The sequence below is a fragment of the Ensifer sesbaniae genome, from assembly GCF_013283665.1.
Classification (GTDB): Bacteria; Pseudomonadota; Alphaproteobacteria; order Rhizobiales; family Rhizobiaceae; genus Ensifer; species Ensifer sesbaniae.
The window spans coordinates 227196-247905 of sequence record NZ_JABEKU010000003.1 but is presented as its reverse complement, the minus strand read 5'-3'; the positions used below and the strand labels follow the sequence as shown (position 1 = coordinate 247905).

The following is a 20710-nucleotide window of genomic DNA, read 5'->3' as shown; positions in this document are numbered from 1 at the left end:
GGGGGCCGCGGGCCCGGCCCCCTCTTCGTCAAGTTCATCCGCGGCAAATTCTAGCCACGGATAACCCAAGCGCCCAGCACAAGCAGGAGAAGCGGCGGTCCCAGCAACATTCCGCCGAAGAGCAAAGCCGCTCTTTGCACCTCCCTGCCGGATCGAAGTCGCCGCTCAATCTCGTCGGGCACGACAACGCTCGGGGCCCCGGCTGCGGCCGCCCTTTCCCGCATGGCGGCTGCCTCTCGCTCGGCTTTCCAGCCGTCGGTGATCACGACCCAGCCTCTGATGAAGATGGAGCCACCATCTGCCACGTCTCTCCGCCGTCCTTCAAATTCCACATAGACGACCAGCGTCAGCACCCAAAGTGCAGACGCAATCAGCCACAATCGAAAGAGGCCGCGTCGGATATTCATCTGTGTAACCAGCCTATGCGCCAAGGATAACACAGCAATCGGCTGGTGCCGCTTGCGGCTTGGACGAAAATCGGCCGGTGCGCTTACCAGTTTGAATATAAACGGTTATTTCACTTTGTGAGCTCCGAAAATATTGTCACCGGAACAACTTGGCGCCTTTGACCGGCGCGAACGCTGGCTTAAGCCTTGGCTTCGCAGCCAACCCCAGAGAAAGCCGGTGCCATGACCTCCGCCGCTTCGCCGCAATCCATCGCTTACGTCACAGTCGACGTCTTTACCGCCGAGCGTTTCGCGGGCAACCAGCTCGCAGTCATCCCGGATGCCCGGGGGCTGAGCGACCGGCAAATGCAGGCGATCGCGACCGAGTTTGGCTATTCCGAAGTCACCTTCGTGTTGCCGCCGCGCAACCCTGCCAATACGGCCGAGGTCCGGATCTTCACGCCGACGGCGGAGATTCCCTTTGCCGGCCACCCGAATGTCGGCACCGCCTTCGTTCTCGGTCGACAGATGGAGATCTTCGGCCGTGCGCCCGGTGGCATGCTGCGCTTCGAGGAAAAGGCGGGGCTTGTCGAGGCAACGCTGTCGCGGGAGAAGGGTGAGGTCACCGGCGCCAGCATCGTCGTGCCGCGCAGCCTGACGGCCGGCCCGGAAATCGACGTCGGAACGATCGCTGCCTGCGCATCGCTCCCATCAGAAGCCATCGGCACTGGCACCCACACGCCGATCCGCCTTTCCGTCGGCCTCCCCTTCGCGGTCGCGGAAGTCACTGATACCGCAACACTTTCGACGGCGCGGCCGAACGTCACTGCGTTCCAGGCGGCCAATGCCCGCTACAAGCCGGAAGAAGACAGCTTCAGCCTGTTCCTTTACGTTCGCTCGGCAGAGGCGCCGTGGCAGATCCGGGCCCGCATGTTCGCACCACTCGACAACGTCAACGAAGATCCCGCAACCGGCAGCGCCTCCGCAGCGCTCTCTGCCCATCTTGTGTCACTGCTGCCGGATCAGGATATCGATGTCGAGATCACCATCGAGCAGGGCGTCGAGATGGGCCGGCGCAGCCTCATCGGCGCTTCGGTCCGTAAACAGGGCGGCGTCGTTCGTCAGGTCAGCCTTTCCGGCGCTTGCGTCAGCGCCATGCGCGGGCTGATCGACCTGTAACAGTTTTCCTGCCAGACCTTTAGGAGACGTCGCCGGGGTCGGGCAACAGCGTCAGGATATCGGCGAACATATCCCGCCACTCGGCGTCATCTATCTCGACGAAGCCGAAACCGCGCAGCAGGAAGACGCCTTCGGTGGCGAGGAAGACGAGCCGTGCCCGGCGCCCCTCCTCCGTCGTGAGGTCGATGCCATCGAGACGGGCGCGGTACCAGGCGCGGTTCTTTGCCATATGCTCTTCCCGCTGCAGCAGTGCCGCCATCATGCCCGACGTCCGGGCTCTGTCGGCCGTGTTCATCCGGGCAGTCACCAAGGCATGGGCGCGCATTGCCTTCACCGGGTCGGGGTCCTCGCCGCCCTCCGCCGCAACCGCGGTGTCGAACTCGTTGAACCAGCGCTCCATCATCGCGTCGATCAGACCGTCCTTGTTGCCGAAGCAATATTGCACGCCGCCCTTGGTGATACCGGCCGCCTTGGCGACCGCATCGATCGTCAGGCCGGCGGCGCCGACGGCGTTCACGATCGCCTCCGCTGCATCCAGAACCTTGTCACGATCGATTGTCCGACGTCGTCCCATCTTGACTTCCTATTTCAAATCCATACGTACGTATTTAAATAATGACCCTGACGTTAACAAGACTTGGCCCCCATTTCCCTGTGGGTGGCCACCCGAGGTGTACCATGCTTCCGCAAAATCGCTGGCTCGTTCTGGCCATCGTATCGAGCGCACTCCTTTTGATCGTCGTCGACATGACGGTGCTCTATACTGCCCTTCCCCGTCTGACCCATGACCTCGGCGCGAGCGCGTCCGAGAAACTCTGGATCGTCAACGCCTATGCCCTCGTCGTTGCCGGCCTCCTGCCCGGCCTCGGCACGCTCGGCGACCGGCTCGGCCACAAGAAGCCCTTCATCGTCGGCCTTGCCGTCTTCGGCGTCGCTTCGCTGGTCGCCGCCTATGCCCCCACCCCCGTGGTCCTGATCGGCGCCCGAGTTCTGCTTGCGGTCGGCGCCGCGCTGATGATGCCGGCAACACTTTCGATCATCCGCCTCACCTTCACCGATGAACGCGAACGGGCGCTGGCAATCGGCGTCTGGGCCGCGATCGCCTCCGGTGGCGCCGCGATCGGTCCGGTTCTCGGCGGTTTCCTGCTCGAGTATTTCTGGTGGGGCTCGGTCTTCCTGATCAACGTGCCGATCGTCGCCATTGCCCTCATGCTCGGCATCGTCGTGCTGCCGAACAGCCCCGGCAATCCCAGACATCCGTGGGATGCGCTCGGTTCGTTTCAGATCATGGTGGGGCTCGTTGGTCTTGCCTATGCCGTCAAGGAAACGAGCAAGCGCGAGCCGTCGCTGGAAGCCGGCTTCGCCGCGGCCGTGATCGGTGCGGTCGCACTCGTCGCCTTTGTCCGCCGCCAGCGCCGGAGCCCGCATCCGCTGATCGATTTCAGCCTCTTCCGCAACGAAGTGTTTTCTTCCGGCGTGGCGGCGGCACTGGTGGCGTCGGCGTCCATCATTGGCATCGAACTCGTCCTGAGCCAGCAGTTGCAACTCGTTGACGGCTTTTCGCCGCTCGAAGCCGGCTTCTTCATCCTGCCGATCCCGCTCGCCGCCTTCGTCGCCGGCCCCCTGACCGGCACGCTGCTTCCGCGTCTCGGAGCGGAAGTGGTGCTGCGCTCCGGCTTGCTCCTCGCGGCTGCCGGTCTCGCAGCTTACTTGCTGCTTCACGGCGTCGGCACGCCTGCCCAGATCGCCAGCCTCGTCGTTCTCGGCCTCGGGATCGGCGCCTCGATGACGGCCGCCTCCAGCGCCATCATGTTCAACGCCCCGCCGGAGCGGGCAGGCATGGCGGCATCGATCGAGGAGGTCTCGTTCGAACTCGGCGGCGCGATCGGCATTGCGGTGCTCGGCAGTGTGATGTCGATCGTCTACACGGCCTTTCTGGCCCTGCCGGAAGGTGCCGCAATCTCGCCGATGGCGCGCGACAGCCTCGACGAAGCCCTGATCCTCGCCGAAAAGCTGCCGCCGGAACTGGCGGGCGAACTGGTGATGCGCGCCCGACTCGCCTTCGAACAGGCCTTCACCGCGGTGGTGTTCGTTGCGACAGCCATGATGTTTGTCACCGGCTCGGCCATCTGGTGGCTGACGGGCGGCCGGAGCAGCACGCCGGCGGGATCCCGCCAGGCAAGCCACCATTGAACTGAAAGCGACCGCCGGCCTCCTTCGGCGGTCAGCGCAAGCCCGCCTCACATTTCGCGATCGCCGCGAGCATCGCCTGGAAGCGCACGTGGTGCCGCACCGCATCCAGATCGGAATCCTGCTTGAACCAAAGCAGCTGGTAGCACGAGCTTTGCGGCAGCAGGGTTTCGAGAAGATCGAGCGCCGCATCGATGTCGCCGAGAATGGAATAGACGCAGGCGGTATTGTACCGGGCGACCACGTCGTCGGGATCGATCGCCAGCGCGCGCGCCGCCCATTCCCGCGCCCGATCCGCCTCGCCCATATGGGCAAGTGCCAGTGCGCCGCGATGTGCGGGGCCGGAGTTTTCCGGGTTGAGTTCCAGCGCCCGCTCCGCGCGCGAAATGCCGATCTTCGCCCACTGCGTGCGTTCGGCCTCCCGGCCGAGCGAACGGTAGGCGCTCATCAGGTGGATCGGCGACAGATAGTCGTCAAGCCTGATGTCCGCTGCACGCTTGAAGAACTGGATCGCCGTTTCGAAGGCGCCCTGCATGAACAGGAAACGGGCATAGTGGAAGTTCGCCTCGTACAGGCTGGGGTCCAAGGTCAGCGCCCGCTCGAACTCGGCGACCGCCTCGTCGTCCTGGCCGTCCTGGTGGAGAACCAGACCGCGGGAGGCATGCGCCTCCGCCAGGTTCGGATCGAGCTCCAGGGCTCTCGCAGTGGTGGAAAGAATACCGTCCAGAGGGAACTCGTCCTCATGCCAGTCGCGCAGCGCCGACTCGCAATCGGCGATGCCGGCATAGGCGCGGGCAAAGTCGGGATCGAGTTCCACCGCCTTCAGGAACATGCGCCGAGCGAGCAGCAGATAGGACCGGGTCCAGGCATGCGAGAACTGCCGGCCGCGCAGATAGTAGGTATAGGCCTCCACGCTCGTGGTCGGGTCGCTTTCGATCGCACGCCGCTCCGCCGGCAGCAGCTTGATCCTGAGCTGATCGACGATGGAATGGGTGATCTCGTCCTGGATGGCGAAGATGTCGGTCAGGTCGCGGTCGTAGCGGTCGGCCCAGAGATGGGTGCCGGTCAAGGCGTCGATGAGCTGGCCGGTGATCCGGACCCGTGAGCCGGCCTTGCGCACGCTGCCTTCGAGGATGTAGCGGACGCCGAGCTCCTGAGCGACCTGCTTCACCTTCACCGACCGCCCCTTGTAGGTGAACACCGTGTTGCGGGCGACGACATGCAGCTTCGAAATCTTCGAGAGATCCGTGATGATGTCCTCGGTGATGCCGTCGGAGAAATATTCCTGCTCCGGGTCATGGCTCATGTTGGTGAAGGGAAGCACACCCACCGAGAGCCCGTAGCCGTCATCGAGCACGATGGGCCCGACCTCGCTTGGCGCCGCCGCAACCTTCGTCGGCGCACCGAGCGCCACCGAATAGACGTGAACGCCGGCGGCAATGTTCTTCAGCGCGTGTTCACCCTTGTCGATGAAGCCGACGTCCAGGCGTGCTCCGACATGGTCGCGCACGGATGCGGAGACAGCGATGCCGGATGGTTCCGCCAGGCCTTCGAGCCGGGCGGCGACATTGACGCCGTCGCCGAAAATATCGCCGTCCTCGACGATGATATCGCCGAGATGCACGCCGATACGCAGCTCGATGCGTTTCAGCGGCGGCACGCTTTCATTGCGGATGAGCATGCCGCGCTGAATGTCGACGGCACAGGCAACCGCATTCACGACGCTCGCGAACTCGACGAGAATGCCGTCGCCGGTCAATTTGACGATGCGGCCCTTGTGACGGTTGATCTTGGGATCGACGAGCTCGTTCTTGTGCCGTTTCATCGCGGCCAGCGTGCCGGTCTCGTCAGCGCCGATCAGGCGGCTGTAGCCCACGACATCGGCAGCGAGAATGGCAGCGAGACGGCGTTCCAAGAAACCCTCGAATTCACTTCCCGAATGAAAGAGGTAATCTAGCGCGTTATTCCCCATCTGTCCTGCGCCCTTTTGTAGTTGTAACGAATATACGTACAACCCAATAGCATCGGACGATCGGCCCCGGAGTTTCCAAGGAAACGGGTCTTTAGGGGCGAAATGGCCCGGTTACGGCCGGATCAAGACTGTCACCATCATCATGACGATGGCGAAGACGGCGATCTTCCAGAAGTCGCGGCGGCGGCGCAGACCCGGGATGCCGAGCGGCCACAGAAGCTGGATGGCCATTGCCAGCAGCAGGATAAGGGCGAGCGCCTTCTGCATGTTGCCCTCGTGTTCCGGGAGGCCGCCTCAACCGGCGAAGCCATCGCAACGCCGGCACCATTCGTCGCACGGAGCAGCGCCTTCCCCCAGGACTAGCGATACGTCGTGCATGGCAAAAAGGGCTAGTGTTTCCGCGGATGATTTGCAATGACCGGTCTCCTTCAATCGTCACCGATTGATGGGAAAAAACCTGCGGCAACTCGAAGCGCTGCAAAGAGAAACCGGCTGGCAATTCACCAGGCATCGCCCTAACTTGCCGACGGCAGAACGAATTTCGGATGGATGATGAGAAAGAACCTGCTCCCGGTCGCCGCCCTCCTGCTCGGTACGTTGTTTCTCTTTCTGGGCAATGGCCTCCAGGGCTTGCTTCTTCCCGTACGTGGTACCGCCGAAGGGTATCCAACCACCATCCTTGGCCTGATCGGCACGTCTTGGGCCGCCGGCTTCGTTCTCGGCTGCTTCTTCGCCCCGAATGTCGTCAAGCGCATTGGCCATGTGCGCGCCTTCAGCGTCTTTGCTTCGCTGATCGCCATCGTCGCGCTGCTGACGGGCATCATGATCGACCCGACCTGGTGGTTGGTCCTGCGCGCGCTTACCGGCTTCTCCACCGCCGGTACGTCGATGATCATCGAAAGCTGGCTGAACGAGCGCGCCACCAATGAGAGCCGCGGCGTGATCTTCTCGCTCTATATCGCCATCACACTCTTCGGCGTCGTCGGCGGCCAGATGATGATCCCCTTCGGCGACACCTTGACCAGCTTCTTCTTCATGATCTGCGGCATCCTCTATTGCCTCGCCATGCTGCCGACGCTTCTTTCCAAGGCCGCTTCGCCGCAACCGTTGAAGCAGGTTCGCCTCGACCTGCGCGCGCTTTATCGCAACTCGCCGGTGTCCTTCCTCGGCATCCTTCTCGTCGGCATCGCCAACGGTGCCTTCGGCACGCTCGGCGCTGTCTTCGGGCGACAGGCCGGCCTCTCCGACAGCACGGTTGCGGCAATGATGAGCGTGGCGATCTTCGCAGGCGCGGTGATGCAGCTCCCGGCCGGCCGCCTCTCGGACCGCATCGACCGCCGCTATGTTCTGGCAGCGCTTGCAGGCGTCGGCGCCTTCGCCGGACTGCTCATCTTCCTGATCGAGCCGAGCCAGGTCTGGATCGTGTTGACGCTGATCGCGATCTATGGTGCTGCCGCCAACGCGCTCTATCCGATCGCCGTGTCCCACGCCAACGACTTTGCGACCGCCGAAGACTTCGTGAAGGTCTCCGGTGGCCTGCTGCTGCTCTACGGCGTCGGCACCATCATCGGCCCGACGATCGGCGGTCCGGTCATGACGGCAGCCGGCCCCTACGGCCTGTTCATGATTACCGCCTGTGCCCACATTTTGATCACAGCCTATGCCATCATTCGCAGCCGGATGCGCGCGCCCGTGCCGGTGTCCGACCGCGATGCCTTCTCGCCGGTCAATGCCGGCGCGCCGACGACGCCGGAGAGCTTGCAGCTTTCACCCCGCGCTGCCCCGTTCGAGGAAGCGCGCAGCGAACCGGACAACAACCAGAGATGGGAGGATCAGACCGATGAGCCTGTTTGACGATGACCGACCACAGAAGAAGGTGGTGCACGAAATCGGTAGCGACCTTTCACTGCTTTCAGTCGATGAACTCACCCAGCGCATCACCCTGTTGACGGAGGAAATCGCCCGGCTCGAAGCCGAGCGGACGCGCAAATCCGCAAGCCGCTCCGCTGCCGAGAGCCTGTTCCGCTGAACCGTTACCGCAGCGGCCGCAGCGCAGCAAAACGAAGCGCCTTTAACGGCACATTAAGCATTATCTGCGATTGTCAGGGCATCCGGAGCTTTCCGGTTTCAGACAATTTCTCCGACTGGCGAATGGGTCTGATTTTTCTCCCTGTTTTACCTTGAGAGCCGCTTTCCGCGGCTCTTTTTTTATTTTGGCATAGCTTTCGCTAAAGAACTGTGGAGATTAACCCTTTCTTAAGAATACCCTTGCGCGAAATGCGCTATCGGATCATTCTTCGAGCATAGAGACGGGCAAGGATTTATTTCCTATATTCGTCCGCTACCTGACTGTCGTGATGCGTTTGAACCAGGGAAAACAGGTCATGTCCGAGAGAGGATTGAATACGGTCAGTTTCGCGGGACACGCGGCGTCCTCGGCACAATTCAAGACACTCTATTCGGAAGGCATGGGTCTGGTCGAGGAAACGGCCACCTATCTCGACGGCCCCGGCCGCGCTGCCTCGAAGGTTCTGCCACGCATGGCATCGGTTCTCTATGCGGCCGAGTCCATGCGGCTTACCACCCGCCTGATGCAGATGGCGTCGTGGCTGCTTTTGCAGCGCGCCGTCAACAACGGTGAGATGAGCCGCGACCAGGTGATGTCGGAAAAGAGCAAGGTGCGCCTCGACAGCTTCAACGTAGACCGCTCTGCTCCGGGCTGGGCCGAATTGCCGGAATCCTTCCGCGACCTGATCGAACGCTCGCTGCGCCTGCAAAACCGCGTCGCCCTGCTCGACCGCGAAATCTATCGCCCGCACGAAGCCGCCGCCATCGTTCCGGACAACCAGAACGGCGTCAAGGCGCAGATCAAGCTGCTGCAGACGGCCTTCGGCACCAACTGACGGCCCTTCGCCTCAGCATGCAGAAGACGAACCCGGCCATGGCCGGGTTTTTGTTTGCATCGCTGGCGTCACGATCGTGCGCGCCGTATCTTCGCCAGTATAAACATCACCAGCACGCAGCACAGGAAGCCAAGAGCCAACGGCAGTCCCCGATGCCCGAGCCACTGCATGGCCAGTCCCGTCGTAGGCGAACCCACGATGCCGCCGAAACCCCAAGCGACGGCGAAGGCCGCGTTGCCGGCGATCAGGGCCTGGCCGGTGAACCGCTCGCCAAGCTCGATCAGCGACATCGTATAGATGCCGAATGAGACCCCGCCCCAGACGAAGACGAGCGGCCAGATGAGCCAGGAATTGAAAGCCCATGGCAGCAACAGGCATCCGGCCAGCGAGACCAGGACACAGAACAACACCGCCCACATCGAGCCGATCTGCTCGGCCATGCGCCCGAGAAACACCTGCAGCAGCGCATTGCCGGCGATGAAACAGGTTATGAGGGAGGCGATCCGCTCCTCGGCGCTTGCGAACGCGGCACCATAGCTGGTGAACAGGGAAAGCAGGGTTTGCTCGAAAGCGGCAGCGGTGAAAACCGCAAACAGGAGGAGGGGCGCCAGCGCCACGAAGCCGCCGACGGAGGTTGCCTCGCCGTCATGGGGCATATTCGGCAGGCGCGGCACGACTGTCAGCAGGATCATGCCGCAGAGAAGGAAGGCCACGACGCCGATCAGGAACGGCGTCCAACCCTCCGTGCCGACGAGGCCGAGCGACAGCGGGCCGATGGCGAAACCACCGGAAACGACCGAAGAATAGAAGCCCATGATGCGGCCCCGGCGTGAGGGCGGCGTAATCGTGATCAACCAGGTCTCGCTGATCACGGACAGCGGATTGGCAAAGAAGCCGAGCAGGAAGCGCAGGGGCATCCAGGCCCAGAGGTCCTGCGTCCAGGCGATTGCGGTCAAGGTGAGCGCGGCGCACAGCGAGCATAGGATAGCAAGCCATCCCGCGCCCAGGCGCCGAACCAGCGCCGGAATGAGGGGCGCCGAAACGATGAAACCCAGCGGCGTCATCGCCGCCGACAGGCCGATCAGCCCAGGCGTCGTTGCCTGCCGCTCCAGAATGAAGCTGAGCAAAGGATAGGTCAGCCCCTGGGCGACAGCGAACACCGTCACGGTCGCGATCGTGCCGGCTATCGCCGCCCAAGGGATTGATTGCTCTTGCGAAAACGCCGTGTCGCGCCGGCGCACCACTGCGACACACGGAGGCTGCTGGTCCGATATCATTCCGGCACGCCTCAGGCTTGCCAGAAATGTTTGGCGATTTCGATCTCGACCTGCCGTCTTGTCAGGCCGATATCGTCGATCAGATGCGGGTCGTTCCTCGAAACCTGTTCGAGGTCGCGGCGGAAGCGAGCCCGCTTCTCCCAGGTCGCGACAATGCGTCTGAGCGCCACGAAGTTGGTATGCCAGCGCAACCGGTTTTCCTCCCGCGCGGGTACGGCCGGTCGCACCACCCGCTGCCGGGATACGGGAATGGGAACATGGTTCATGGCAGCCTCCATCGTCAGCCCGAAAGACGGAGGAATTCTGCAGGAGCCGAACCGGGGCGTAATTAAGCGCGTCCAAAAAGTTCTCAAAAACTTCCAAACGAATTATAGATGCGCCCCATGCAGGAAACGCGCTTTGCCTTTGGCCCCTTCGTGCTTGATCCGGGTGCGGGAACGCTCCTCCGGGACGATGACCCTGTTGCCATCGGCTATCGCGGACTAAAGCTGCTTGCGGCGCTCGTCGGTCGGCCCGGCGAAGTCCTGGGGAAGGCCGAACTGATGGACGCGGCGTGGCCGGGAACGGCCGTCGAGGAAGGCAATCTCACCGTCCAGATCGCGCAGCTCAGGAAGTTGCTTGGCCCTGCCGCCGACGGCGGCGAATGGATCTCGACGGTCCCGCGCGTCGGCTATCGCTTCAGCGGGAGCGCGAGGAAGCTCGGTGCGGCAAAGCGGCGCCCGCTGCCCCTGCCGGACAAACCATCGATCGCCGTTCTACCCTTCGTCAACGTCAGCAACGATCCGGAGCAGGAGCCCTTCACGGATGGGTTGACCGAGGACCTGATCACCGACCTGTCCAGAATTCCCGGCCTGTTCGTCATCGCCCGCAACTCGTCCTTTGTCTACAAGGGCAAGGCCGTAGACGTGCGCGCGATCGCGGATGACCTTGGCGTGTGTTACCTGCTGGAAGGCAGCGCCAGGCGCACGGCGGGACGCGTGCGCATCAATGCCCAACTGGTCGACACACTGAGCGGCGACCATCTCTGGGCGGAACGCTTCGATCGCGAACTGGAAGACATCTTCGCCGTTCAGGATGAGGTCACCGGCAAGATCGTGGAAGCCCTGCTCGGGCAATTGCGGCCACCGCCGCGGCCACGCAAGCGCCCCGGCAACATCGATGCCTACGATCTCTGTGTGCGAGCCCGCAGGCTGATGGATGATACGCCACAGGCGGCGCAGGAAGCGCACCTGATGCTGACGCGCGCGGTTTCGCTCGACCCCGATTACGCAGAGGCCTATCGCTGGCTGGCCATGAACCACTGGATGGGATGGGTGCACTCCGGCGGACCGACGGAGGCCGCCCGCGGCCTTGCCCTGGAGCTGGCGCGCAAAGCCGTTACGATCGATCCAGCCGATGCCGGCAGCCGCTGGATCCTGGCCTATCTGCTCGCCTATGAGCACAGCTTCACCGAGGCGGATGCGGAATTCGCCAAGGCGATCGAACTCGATCCGAACGAGGCGGACACCTGGGCGGCGTTGTCCGACATCGAGGTTCTCGCCGGGCGGGTCGAGGAAGGCCTCGAGCATATCCGCAAGGCGTTCCGACTGAACCCGTTTCCCGCAAGCTGGTACTATCTGGCGCTCGGCCAGGCGCAATATGCGGCCGGCGACTATGCAGCCGCCATCGATACGCTGCGGAGCGACGAGACCTATCGCACGAGTTCACGCCGGTTCCTGGCGGCAAGCCTCGCCCAGCTCGGCCGCCTCGACGAGGCGCGCACGGAAGTGGAGCTGTTTCTCGTGGCCAACCCGGGTTTTACGATCCGCCACTGGGCCGCGACCGAGCCGTTCCGTGACGACGCGATGCTCGCGCATTTCGTCGATGGCTTTCGCAAGGCCGGGCTTCCCGAATGACACACAAGCCCGGCCGCCTCTCGATCGGCCAGCAAAAAGCCCGGCGCGATGGCCGGGCTTCGAGAATGCCGAAGAGGCGTTCGATTAGAGGCCGAGGCCTTCGAAGCGCTTCTTGAACTTGGAGACGCGGCCGCCGCGGTCCATGAGCTGCTGGTTGCCGCCCGTCCAAGCCGGGTGCGACTTCGGGTCGATTTCCAGGTTCATGGTGGCGCCTTCAGAACCCCAGGTCGAGCGGGTTTCGTATTCGGTGCCGTCAGTCATGACCACCTTGATCATGTGGTAGTCGGGATGGATGTCTGCCTTCATAACGATCTTCCTAGAGTTCCAGGGTCCAATTGTCGCAAGGCATTGCGACTTCGAGACCGAACACGTAAATGAAGCCGCGGACCGGCTGAAGGGCCACGGCTTCCCAATTCGATGCCGTGCCTATACATCAAGGTCTGCGGGATAACAAGTGCCGCGCGGAAGACTCATGGGCAAACCCTTTCCTCCGTGGTTGGCGAACGGGGGTCAAGTGTCCGAACGAGAAATCCAGGCGCCAGCGCGCAAATCCATCCGCCCTCTCGCCACGCTTCTGCCTTACCTCGCCCGCTACCGCCATCTGGTCGTCGGCGCAGGCATCTCTCTGATCCTGGCCGCGGTCACGACGCTGGCGCTGCCTCTGGCCGTCCGGCGGATGGTCGACCACGGCTTTTCCAGTTCCGATTCCGGTTTCATCAATACCTACTTCTCGATGCTGATGATGCTCGCGGTCGTGCTCGCGCTGGCCAGCGCTGCGCGCTACTATTTCGTCATCACGCTGGGTGAGCGCATCGTTGCCGACCTCAGGCGCAATGTCTTCGATCGCGTCACCCGGCTTTCCGCTTCCTTCTTCGACGTCAACCAGTCCGGCGAGATCGTCTCGCGGCTGACGGCCGACACGACCCAGGTCAAGTCCGCCGTCGGCGCCACCGCTTCGGTCGCGCTGCGCAACCTGATCCTGTGTCTCGGTGCCATCGGCATGATGGTCTATACCAGCCCGAAGCTTTCGAGCCTGGTGCTGATCGCGATCCCGATCATCGTCTTCCCTCTCGTCGGCTTCGGCCGCTCCGTCCGCCGCCGCTCGCGTGAGGCGCAGGATACGCTTGCCACCGCGTCGGCCTATGCCGGCGAGGCGATTGCCGCATCACGCACGGTGCAGGCCTTCAATGGCGAGGCGCTCGCCAACAACCGCTTCGCCAGCGCTGTCGAGGATGCCTATGGCGCTGCGCGCGCCGCCATCAAGGCACGCTCGGTGCTCACCGCCTTCGCCATCACCATGGTCTTCGGCAGCGTCGTCGCGGTGCTCTGGTTCGGCGCGCATGACGTGCTTTCGGGCAACCTTTCCGCCGGCACGCTCAGCCAGTTCCTGCTCTACTCGGTCTTTGCCGCAGGCAGCCTCGGTTCGCTGTCGGAAGTCTGGGGCGAACTCTCGCAGGCCGCCGGGGCCGCCGAGCGGCTCAACGAACTGCTATCCGCGATCCCCGAGATCCAGGCACCGGCAAACCCCGTCGCCATGTCCGTGCCGGCCTCCGGCGCCATCGCCTTCGACGACGTCTATTTCGCCTATCCGGCACGTCCCGACTACAAGAGCCTGAACGGCCTCAGCTTCACGATCAAGCCGGGCGAGACCGTCGCCATTGTCGGTCCTTCCGGTGCCGGCAAGAGCACGGTCTTCTCCATGATCCTGCGCTTCTACGATCCCGCCAAGGGTGCGGTGATGGTCGACGGCCTCGACGTCCGTACGGTCGACCCGAAAGAACTGCGCGATCGGCTGGCGATCGTGCCGCAGGACGTCACGATCTTCGCCTCCTCGGTTCATGACAACATCGCCTTCGGTGTCCCCGGCGCGACCCGCGAGGCAGTATGCGCTGCGGCCGTCGCCGCGCAGGCGGACGAATTCATCGGCCGGCTCGACAACGGCTACGACACGCTCGTCGGAGAACGCGGCATCACGCTTTCCGGCGGCCAGCGCCAGCGTATCGCGATTGCCCGCGCCATCCTCAAGAACGCACCTATCCTGCTCCTCGACGAGGCCACCTCGGCTCTCGACGCCGAAAGCGAGACGCTGGTGCAGAAAGCCCTCGATGGCCTGCTGCGCGAGCGCACGACGATCATTATCGCCCATCGACTCGCGACCGTGCTGAAGGCAGACCGCATCCTGGTCATGGATCATGGCCGGATTGTCGAGGAAGGAACGCACGTTTCCCTCATCCGCCAGGGTGGCCTCTACGCCAAGCTCGCGCGGCTGCAGTTCGACCATGGCGCCGAGGCCCTGTTCGTCGCCACGAAAAACTGAGCTGCTGCGGCGGCTCGCTCCTCCTGATTTCACACCTGGCGGTTGCCGGCTGAGAAGCAAGCCCTATTGTTATGGGGCCGGCCTGCCAGAGGCCGTTCTCTGCGGTTCGCAGACATGATCGGGAGGAAATTCGCATGGCATTTTCGCAACTGACCCGGCGCGCAACGCTGACGCTGGGCCTGATGGCGCTATCGGCGCTGCCCTTTGGCACTTCGGCCCTCGCCCAGGGCTTCCCTGACCGGCCGATAACCATGGTCGTTCCCTTCGCCGCCGGCGGCTCGACCGACGTGGTCGCCCGCATCGTCGCGCAGAAAATGTCAGAAGACCTCGGCGAACAGGTGATCGTCCAGAACGTCGCCGGCGCCGGCGGCAATCTCGGCGCCGCCAATGTCGCGCGCGCCGATCCGGACGGCTACACGATCCTGATGGGAACCGTCGCCACCCACGCGCTCAACCCGCTGATCCTGAAGACCAAGCCCTACGATCCGGAAAAGGACTTCGCGCCGATCTCGCTGCTGGTCATCGTGCCCAACGTGCTGGTCGTCAATCCCGAGCTTCCCGCCAAGAACGTCGAGGAACTGCTGGCGCTGCTTAAGGCCAAGCCCGACGAATACAGCTATGCCTCCTCCGGCAACGGCACGCCGCTGCATCTTTCCGGCGAACTCTTCAAGAAAATGGCCGGCGTCAGCATGCAACACATCCCCTACAAGGGCGCCGGCCCGGCGCTGAACGACGTCATCGGCAACCAGGTGCCGATCATGTTCGACAATCTCCCTTCCTCCTCCAGCCACATCAAGGCCGGAACGCTGCGGGCACTTGCCGTGACCACGGCGGAGCGCGCGCCCTCCTTCCCCGATGTCCCGACGGTCGCTGAATCCGGTATCCCGGGCTACGAGACCTATACCTGGAACGCGCTCTTCGCCCCGGCGAACACGCCGCAACCGGTGGTCGCTCGCCTCAACGAAGCAGCAAACAAGGCCATGAAGGATCCCGCCGTCATCGAGCGCATGAAGGAGTTCAGCGCCAAGATCGTCGGCTCGACCCCTGCGGAACTCGCCGCCCATGTGAGCGCTGAATTGGCAAAGTGGACGCCGGTCGTGCGCGACGCGAACGTGCAGATGGATTGACGCTCACCTGACCGGCTCGGTGAGGCCCGCCCCTCAACCGGCTGCCGCCACCTTCTCCCCGCCCGCGGGGAGAAGGACACCGGCGGCACGCCCTGTGCCCATATTCCATGCGCATACGGCCTCGCTCGATTTGCGTGAACCTGGTTACAACCCCGCCTCGGCGGCGATTGCGAGTGAGGATGTAGAAGGCTAGTCCTCGGGTTGAACCCGAGGAGAGGGCAGCTACGAGTACGCGGCAATCATACGCCCGCGGCCCCGCGCCCCGCCACTCGGCCGGAAAAGATGCAGCCGCCGAGGAAGGTGCCCTCGAGCGCGTTGTAGCCATGCATGCCGCCACCGCCGAAACCGGCGACCTCGCCGGCGGCGTAGAGACCTGGCACCGGCTCGCCCGATTGTTCCAGCACTCGACCCGAGAGGTCGGTCTGCAAACCGCCAAGCGTCTTGCGCGTCAGGATGTGCAGGCGGACGGCGATCAGCGGCCCTGCTTTCGGATCGAGCAGCCGGTGCGGCTTGGCGGTGCGCAGCAGCCGATCACCGCGATAGGCGCGGGCGCCGCGGATCGCGGTGACCTGGGCATCCTTGGAGAAGGGGTTGGTGATTTCGCGATCGCGCGCCTCGATCTGTTGGCGAAGGTGATCGGGCGACAGCCGGTTCTCGCCCGTCAGCGCGTTCATCGCCGGCACCAGGTCTTCGAGCCGGTCCCGGACGATGAAATCCTCGCCCCTGTCCATGAAAGCCTGGACCGGCCCGGGTGGGTTCTTGCCGAGCCGCTTCAGGAGCAGCGTGATATTCTTGCCGGTCAGGTCCGGGTTCTGCTCCGAACCGGAAAGCGCAAACTCCTTCTTGATGATCGCCCGCGTCAGGATGAACCAGCTATAGTCGTGGCCGCTGTCGCGGATCGCCTGCAGGGTCCCGAGCGTATCGAAACCCGGCATCGCCGGAGCGGAAAAGCGGTTGCCGTCTGCATCGCACCAGAAGGACGAGGGCCCAGGCAGGATGCGGATGCCATGATCCGGCCAGATCGGGTCGAAGTTCCTGAGCCCCTCGGTATAGTGCCACATGCGATCCGAGTTGATGACCGAGCCGCGCGCCCGGCTGGCAATCTCCAGCATGCGGCCGTCGACGTGGTGCGGCACGCCCGAAACCATCGTTGCCGGTGGCTGGCCAAGCCGCTTGCGCGGCCAGCTGCGCCGGACGAGATCGTGGTTGCCGCCAATGCCGCCCGAAGTGACGACGACCGCGCCCGCCGATATCTCGAAATCGCCGGCGACGTCGCGCGAGCTGCGCTCACCCCGTGCGACCGGATCCTCCTTCAGCAGTGCCCCGCGGGCACCCGTCACGCGGCCGTTCGAGGTCATGAGTTCGTCAACCCTATGGCGGAACCGGAAGCGCACGAGACCGCGGCTTTCCGCCTCCCGCGTCAGGCGGATGAAGGGTTCGAGCACCGCCGGTCCGGTGCCCCAGGTGACGTGGAAACGAGGCACCGAGTTGCCGTGGCCATGGGCAAGCCCACCACCGCGCTCGGCCCAGCCGACGACCGGAAACCAGCGCATGCCGAGGGAATGCAGCCAGCGGCGCTTTTCGCCAGCGGCAAAATCGAGATAGGCTTCCGCCCAACGCCGCGGCCAATGGTCCTCCGGACGGTCGAACTGCGAAGACCCCATCCAGTCCTGCCAGGCAAGCTCGCGCGAGTCGCAAATGCCCATGCGCCGCTGCTCGGGGCTATCGACGAAGAACAGGCCGCCGAGCGACCAGAAAGCCTGGCCGCCAAGGTTCTGTTCGCCTTCCTGATCGAGAACGATGACCTTGCGCCCGAGGGCGGCCGCCTCCGAAGCGGCGACCAAGCCGGCAAGCCCAACGCCGATGACCAATACATCGCAATCCATGAAATGCCCTCCCCTGCATCCCATACGGCGACTTTCGCGTATCTTAAAAAACACGACGCTATGGAGTCGCCCTCGCCATATCCATGGCTGCAGCAACTGTTACGCGTACGTCAAGGTCAATTCAAGAGTCGGATGTCGCGCGCGGTACGTTCGGGACCGCGGCCTACTTTTCGGTCAGCTTGAGCTCGATGCGGCGGTTCTGGGCCCGGGCTTCCGGGGATTCGCCCGGCGCAATCGGCTGATACTCGCCGAAACCGGCGGCAACCAGGCGATCGGCAGGCACACCCTTCGAGATCAGGAACTTGACCACCGAGGTCGCGCGCGCCGAGGAAAGTTCCCAGTTGTCGGCATAGCGGCCGGCCCCGGAAAGCTGGACATTGTCGGTATGGCCGTCGACGCGCAGCACCCAGTTGATCTCCGCCGGAATCTCCTTGGCGAGATCGAGCAGTGCCGAGGCGAGTTTCGCCATCTCCGCCTGCCCCTCGGGATTGAGCTCACTGCCGCCGGATGGGAACAGTACCTCCGACTGGAACACGAAGCGGTCGCCGACGATGCGGATGTTTTCGCGATCGGAGAGGATCTCCCTCAAGCGTCCGAAGAAATCGGAGCGATAGCGGTTGAGCTCCTGCACCCGCTGGGCAAGCGCCACGTTCAGGCGGCGGCCAAGGTCAGCGATCTTCGTCTGCGACGCCTGGTCTTTCGCCTCCGATGCCTGGAGCGCATCCTCGATGGCGGCGATCTGGTTGCGCAGCGCCGCGATCTGCTGGTTCAGGAGTTCGATCTGGCTCATCGCCCGGGCGCTGATCTCGCGCTCGTTCTCGAGCTCCGAGCCGAGGCGCCCGATCTTCTGGTTGGCGGCTTCGCTGCTGCCGGCGCCCTGGTCGAGCAACGCCTGGAGCCGCGAACGCTCGCTTTCCGACTGGGACAGCGACGCCTGGAGGTTGGCGAGCGAATCCTCGAGATCCTGCTTGCCGCTCTTCTCGAGCGCCAGGAGCTGCGTGAGCTCGTTGATCTGGCTGTTCAGCCGCGTCAACACCTCGTCCTTGCCGCTGATTTCGCGGCTCAGCAGAAACTGCCCAAGAACGAAGACGGTGAGCAGGAACATGATCGAAAGCAGGAGCGTCGACAGCGCATCGACGAAGCCCGGCCAATAGTCGATCGTGCGCTGCGAGCGGCCTTTGCGGGCGAGCGCCATGGATTATTCTCCTCCGGTCTCGTCCAGCTGCCCGAGCTTGGCCGACAACGACGACCTTTCGCCGGCGACGGTGATCCGCTCGCCGCCACCGATGCGCGACGACAATTTGTCGAGTGTCCTGCGCATCGCCTTGGCCTCTTCCTGCTGTGCTTCGATCCAGTCGCGCAGCATCTGCTGCTCGCCGCGCATGTTCTTCACCAGGCCCTGGATACCCTCGGCAAGGCTTGCCATGGCGGCGGTCGTGCGCTGGCTCGAACCGCCCTCCTGATTGAGGCGGAGCAGCTGATCCGTGAGCTTTTTCAACTCCTCGACTGGCGCACCCGAACGCACATCGAGCGACGGCGTCAGCTCGGAGCCGACGTCGGTGACGGAAGAAAGCCAGTTTTCAAGCTCGGTATAGAAACGGTTCTGGGCGCGGCCGGCCTGCAGGTCGAGGAAGCCGAGGATCAGCGAACCGGAAAGACCAAAGAGCGATGTCGAGAATGCCGTGCCCATGCCGGTCAACGGCGCCGAGAGGCCGCTCTTCAAGGCCGCCAGAATGTCTTCGGTCGTGCCCGAACCGGCATCCAGCGATTGGATGACCGTGTTGATCGAACCGATGGTGCCCAAAAGACCCCAGAAGGTGCCGAGCAGACCGAGAAACACGAGAAGACCGGTCAGGTAGCGTGAAATATCGCGCGATTCATCGAGGCGGGTCGCGATCGAATCCAGAATCGAACGCAGCGCCGTCGTCGAGATCGCCGTCTGGCGGGCACCGATCAGCGCCCGCATCGGCGCCAGCAGTACCGGGTCGCGGCCCACCTTGTCGGCACTGCCGGCGGCGCGGAAGGAATTGAACCAGCGCACCTCGGGCCGCAGGCCGAGCACATGGTTGAAGACGAGCAGGATGCCGATCAGCAGCACTCCGAGGATCAAGCCGTTGAGCCCGGGATTGGCGAGAAAGGCGTTGTGTGCCTGCCGAAAGAGGATTGCGCCCACGAAACCGACGATGATCAGGAAGACCACCATGATCCAGAAATAGTGCATGGGACTCGAAAGCTTGTGCGGATTGTAGCCTTCTTCCATGCCTTCCCGACCGCTCCACCCGGACAGATGCAATTGCGTCATGGGTATAAGTATCTCCCGGTTTTTACTTGTCGGACCGGCGCCGCGCCGGCGCGGAGCCTACTGCATAATTCCCGAAACCGAAATCGATTCAAGGATGAAATTCAGCCGTTCCCAAAGTGAGGCCACGGCCGCAACGGCCTTAGATAGGCACAGCCATGTGGCACTGTCGTGTTGCCTCATTCCCGATCAGCCAGAAAAACAAAGCCTCCGACGCGGGCGAGCGCCGGAGGCCGAGCATCCGAATGGGGGCGCTGCTTATTTCGTCGGCACCGGGCGGTGCACGACATCCTTGAGCGCCTTGGTGATGTATTCGTTGCCGCAGACGATCGAGCCGTCGTCGATCGGCTTGGCACCTCCGTTGATATCGTGCGCCCAGCCACCAGCCTCACGGATCAGCAGCACGCCGGCGGCAATGTCCCAGGCGGCGAGATCGCGCTCCCAATAACCGTCGTAGCGGCCGGCTGCCACATAGGCGAGATCAAGCGAGGCGGCGCCCATGCGGCGGATACCGGCCACTTCGCCCATCACGTGACGCAGTTCGATCAGGTACTTGCCGTGGTTGCCGCGTCCGAGATGCGGGGTACCGGTCGCGATGACCGCGTCGGACAAATGCTTGCGCGCGGCAACGCGCAGGCGGCGATCGTTGAGAAAGGCGCCGCCGCCGCGCTCGGCGGTGTAGAGTTCGTCAGTCGCCGGGTTGAAGATGACGGCGCCGACGATTTCGCCCTGACGCTCCAAGGCGATCGAAACGGCGAAATGCGGAATGCCGTGCAGGAAGTTGGTGGTGCCGTCGAGCGGGTCGACGATCCAGCGATGCGCGCCGTCCGTGCCGACGATCTCTTCGCCTTCCTCGCCGAGGAAGCCATAGGTCGGACGGGCCTTCAGGAGTTCCTCGCGGATGAGTTTCTCGGCCTTGCGGTCGGCCTGCGAAACATAGTCGCCGGGTCCCTTGAGCGAGACCTGCAGGTTCTGGACTTCGCCGAAATCGCGGGCCAACGACTTGCCGGCCTTGAAGGCGGCCTGAACCATGACATTGAGAAGAGCTGAACGGGCCATCTGGCGATCCCTTGAAAAACGAAGGCCGATCGAACGCTTCGATCGGACGTTGAACCTGCTTTGACGGAACATAGGCCGCATTGCCGGCCCTTCCGCATTCCCTCGATCGGAAACGATCCAAGGACCGAGGGCAAGCCGCAGATTGAGCTCCGTCGTCAAAAAACCGAGTGATTGCTCACTCCGCACGTGAACCGCAACGATTATCGGGCCGCCACGTGCA

Annotated in this window: 19 protein-coding genes; 8 read left to right on the top strand and 11 right to left on the bottom strand. The window is 63.6% G+C overall.

Features of this window, described 5'->3' with window-relative positions:
* Window positions 1-50 precede the first annotated feature (50 nt).
* A complete protein-coding gene (locus BHMPCIPO_RS29735) occupies window positions 51-407 on the bottom strand; it encodes a hypothetical protein (protein ID WP_210266732.1) in 357 nt (118 codons plus the stop codon).
* Between the two features lie 222 nt (window positions 408-629).
* Between BHMPCIPO_RS29735 and BHMPCIPO_RS29730 the strand changes: the two genes are divergently transcribed.
* Window positions 630-1565, top strand: a complete 936-nt coding sequence (locus BHMPCIPO_RS29730; protein WP_173520424.1) for a PhzF family protein — start codon at window positions 630-632, stop codon at window positions 1563-1565.
* Between the two features lie 19 nt (window positions 1566-1584).
* Here BHMPCIPO_RS29730 and BHMPCIPO_RS29725 read toward each other — a convergent pair whose 3' ends face one another.
* Window positions 1585-2139, bottom strand: a complete 555-nt coding sequence (locus tag BHMPCIPO_RS29725) for a TetR/AcrR family transcriptional regulator (protein ID WP_173520423.1) — start codon at window positions 2137-2139, stop codon at window positions 1585-1587.
* 104 nt (window positions 2140-2243) lie between these two features.
* Between BHMPCIPO_RS29725 and BHMPCIPO_RS29720 the strand changes: the two genes are divergently transcribed.
* Entirely contained in the window at window positions 2244-3758 is a 1515-nt protein-coding gene (locus BHMPCIPO_RS29720) for an MFS transporter (protein WP_173520422.1), read from the top strand.
* Window positions 3759-3789: 31 nt separating this feature from the next.
* Here the strand turns inward: BHMPCIPO_RS29720 and BHMPCIPO_RS29715 are convergent, their stop codons facing one another.
* Together BHMPCIPO_RS29715 and BHMPCIPO_RS29710 are read right to left on the bottom strand one after the other, a co-directional pair.
* Window positions 3790-5727: a tetratricopeptide repeat protein gene (locus BHMPCIPO_RS29715; protein ID WP_173520421.1), complete on the bottom strand. Its 1938-nt coding sequence runs from the start codon at window positions 5725-5727 to the stop codon at window positions 3790-3792.
* 111 nt (window positions 5728-5838) lie between these two features.
* Window positions 5839-5994, bottom strand: coding sequence for a hypothetical protein (locus tag BHMPCIPO_RS29710; RefSeq protein WP_173520420.1), 156 nt, complete (start codon window positions 5992-5994; stop codon window positions 5839-5841).
* Between the two features lie 285 nt (window positions 5995-6279).
* Here BHMPCIPO_RS29710 and BHMPCIPO_RS29705 point away from each other — a divergent pair, with 285 nt between their 5' ends.
* From BHMPCIPO_RS29705 to rcdA, 3 genes are all read left to right on the top strand, one after another.
* Window positions 6280-7581 (top strand): MFS transporter, encoded by a 1302-nt coding sequence (locus BHMPCIPO_RS29705; RefSeq protein WP_173520419.1) that lies wholly within the window; start codon window positions 6280-6282, stop codon window positions 7579-7581.
* Entirely contained in the window at window positions 7568-7756 is a 189-nt protein-coding gene (locus tag BHMPCIPO_RS29700; protein ID WP_173520418.1) for a DUF1192 domain-containing protein, read from the top strand. The genes BHMPCIPO_RS29705 and BHMPCIPO_RS29700 overlap by 14 nt, the downstream gene beginning before the upstream one ends.
* A gap of 355 nt (window positions 7757-8111) precedes the next feature.
* On the top strand, window positions 8112-8630 hold the full coding sequence (gene rcdA / locus BHMPCIPO_RS29695; RefSeq protein ID WP_173520417.1) for a protease adaptor protein RcdA: 519 nt from the start codon (window positions 8112-8114) through the stop codon (window positions 8628-8630).
* Between the two features lie 68 nt (window positions 8631-8698).
* Here the strand turns inward: rcdA and BHMPCIPO_RS29690 are convergent, their stop codons facing one another.
* Together BHMPCIPO_RS29690 and BHMPCIPO_RS29685 are read right to left on the bottom strand one after the other, a co-directional pair.
* Window positions 8699-9907: an MFS transporter gene (locus BHMPCIPO_RS29690; protein WP_173520416.1), complete on the bottom strand. Its 1209-nt coding sequence runs from the start codon at window positions 9905-9907 to the stop codon at window positions 8699-8701.
* Window positions 9908-9918: 11 nt separating this feature from the next.
* Entirely contained in the window at window positions 9919-10173 is a 255-nt protein-coding gene (locus BHMPCIPO_RS29685; protein WP_246304737.1) for a DUF1127 domain-containing protein, read from the bottom strand.
* Window positions 10174-10290: 117 nt separating this feature from the next.
* On the opposite strand from BHMPCIPO_RS29685, the gene BHMPCIPO_RS29680 reads away from it, so the two are divergent.
* A complete protein-coding gene (locus tag BHMPCIPO_RS29680; protein WP_173520663.1) occupies window positions 10291-11802 on the top strand; it encodes a winged helix-turn-helix domain-containing tetratricopeptide repeat protein in 1512 nt (503 codons plus the stop codon).
* Between the two features lie 84 nt (window positions 11803-11886).
* Here BHMPCIPO_RS29680 and rpmE read toward each other — a convergent pair whose 3' ends face one another.
* Window positions 11887-12108: a 50S ribosomal protein L31 gene (gene rpmE, locus BHMPCIPO_RS29675; protein ID WP_173520415.1), complete on the bottom strand. Its 222-nt coding sequence runs from the start codon at window positions 12106-12108 to the stop codon at window positions 11887-11889.
* Between the two features lie 166 nt (window positions 12109-12274).
* Between rpmE and BHMPCIPO_RS29670 the strand changes: the two genes are divergently transcribed.
* Together BHMPCIPO_RS29670 and BHMPCIPO_RS29665 are read left to right on the top strand one after the other, a co-directional pair.
* Window positions 12275-14119: an ABC transporter transmembrane domain-containing protein gene (locus BHMPCIPO_RS29670; protein WP_210266731.1), complete on the top strand. Its 1845-nt coding sequence runs from the start codon at window positions 12275-12277 to the stop codon at window positions 14117-14119.
* A 134-nt stretch (window positions 14120-14253) separates the two neighbouring features.
* Entirely contained in the window at window positions 14254-15246 is a 993-nt protein-coding gene (locus BHMPCIPO_RS29665) for a Bug family tripartite tricarboxylate transporter substrate binding protein (protein ID WP_173520413.1), read from the top strand.
* Between the two features lie 239 nt (window positions 15247-15485).
* On the opposite strand, the gene BHMPCIPO_RS29660 is transcribed toward BHMPCIPO_RS29665, so the two are convergent.
* The 4 genes from BHMPCIPO_RS29660 to BHMPCIPO_RS29645 all read right to left on the bottom strand — a co-directional run bounded on the left by BHMPCIPO_RS29660 (window position 15486) and on the right by BHMPCIPO_RS29645 (window position 20490).
* Window positions 15486-17132 (bottom strand): FAD-binding dehydrogenase, encoded by a 1647-nt coding sequence (locus BHMPCIPO_RS29660; protein WP_173520412.1) that lies wholly within the window; start codon window positions 17130-17132, stop codon window positions 15486-15488.
* 163 nt (window positions 17133-17295) lie between these two features.
* A complete protein-coding gene (locus tag BHMPCIPO_RS29655; RefSeq protein WP_173520411.1) occupies window positions 17296-18327 on the bottom strand; it encodes a peptidoglycan -binding protein in 1032 nt (343 codons plus the stop codon).
* Between the two features lie 3 nt (window positions 18328-18330).
* Complete coding sequence (locus BHMPCIPO_RS29650) at window positions 18331-19434, bottom strand: flagellar motor protein MotA (protein WP_173520410.1); 1104 nt, start codon at window positions 19432-19434, stop codon at window positions 18331-18333.
* A 255-nt stretch (window positions 19435-19689) separates the two neighbouring features.
* A complete protein-coding gene (locus BHMPCIPO_RS29645) occupies window positions 19690-20490 on the bottom strand; it encodes an inositol monophosphatase family protein (protein WP_173520409.1) in 801 nt (266 codons plus the stop codon).
* Window positions 20491-20710 lie beyond the last annotated feature (220 nt).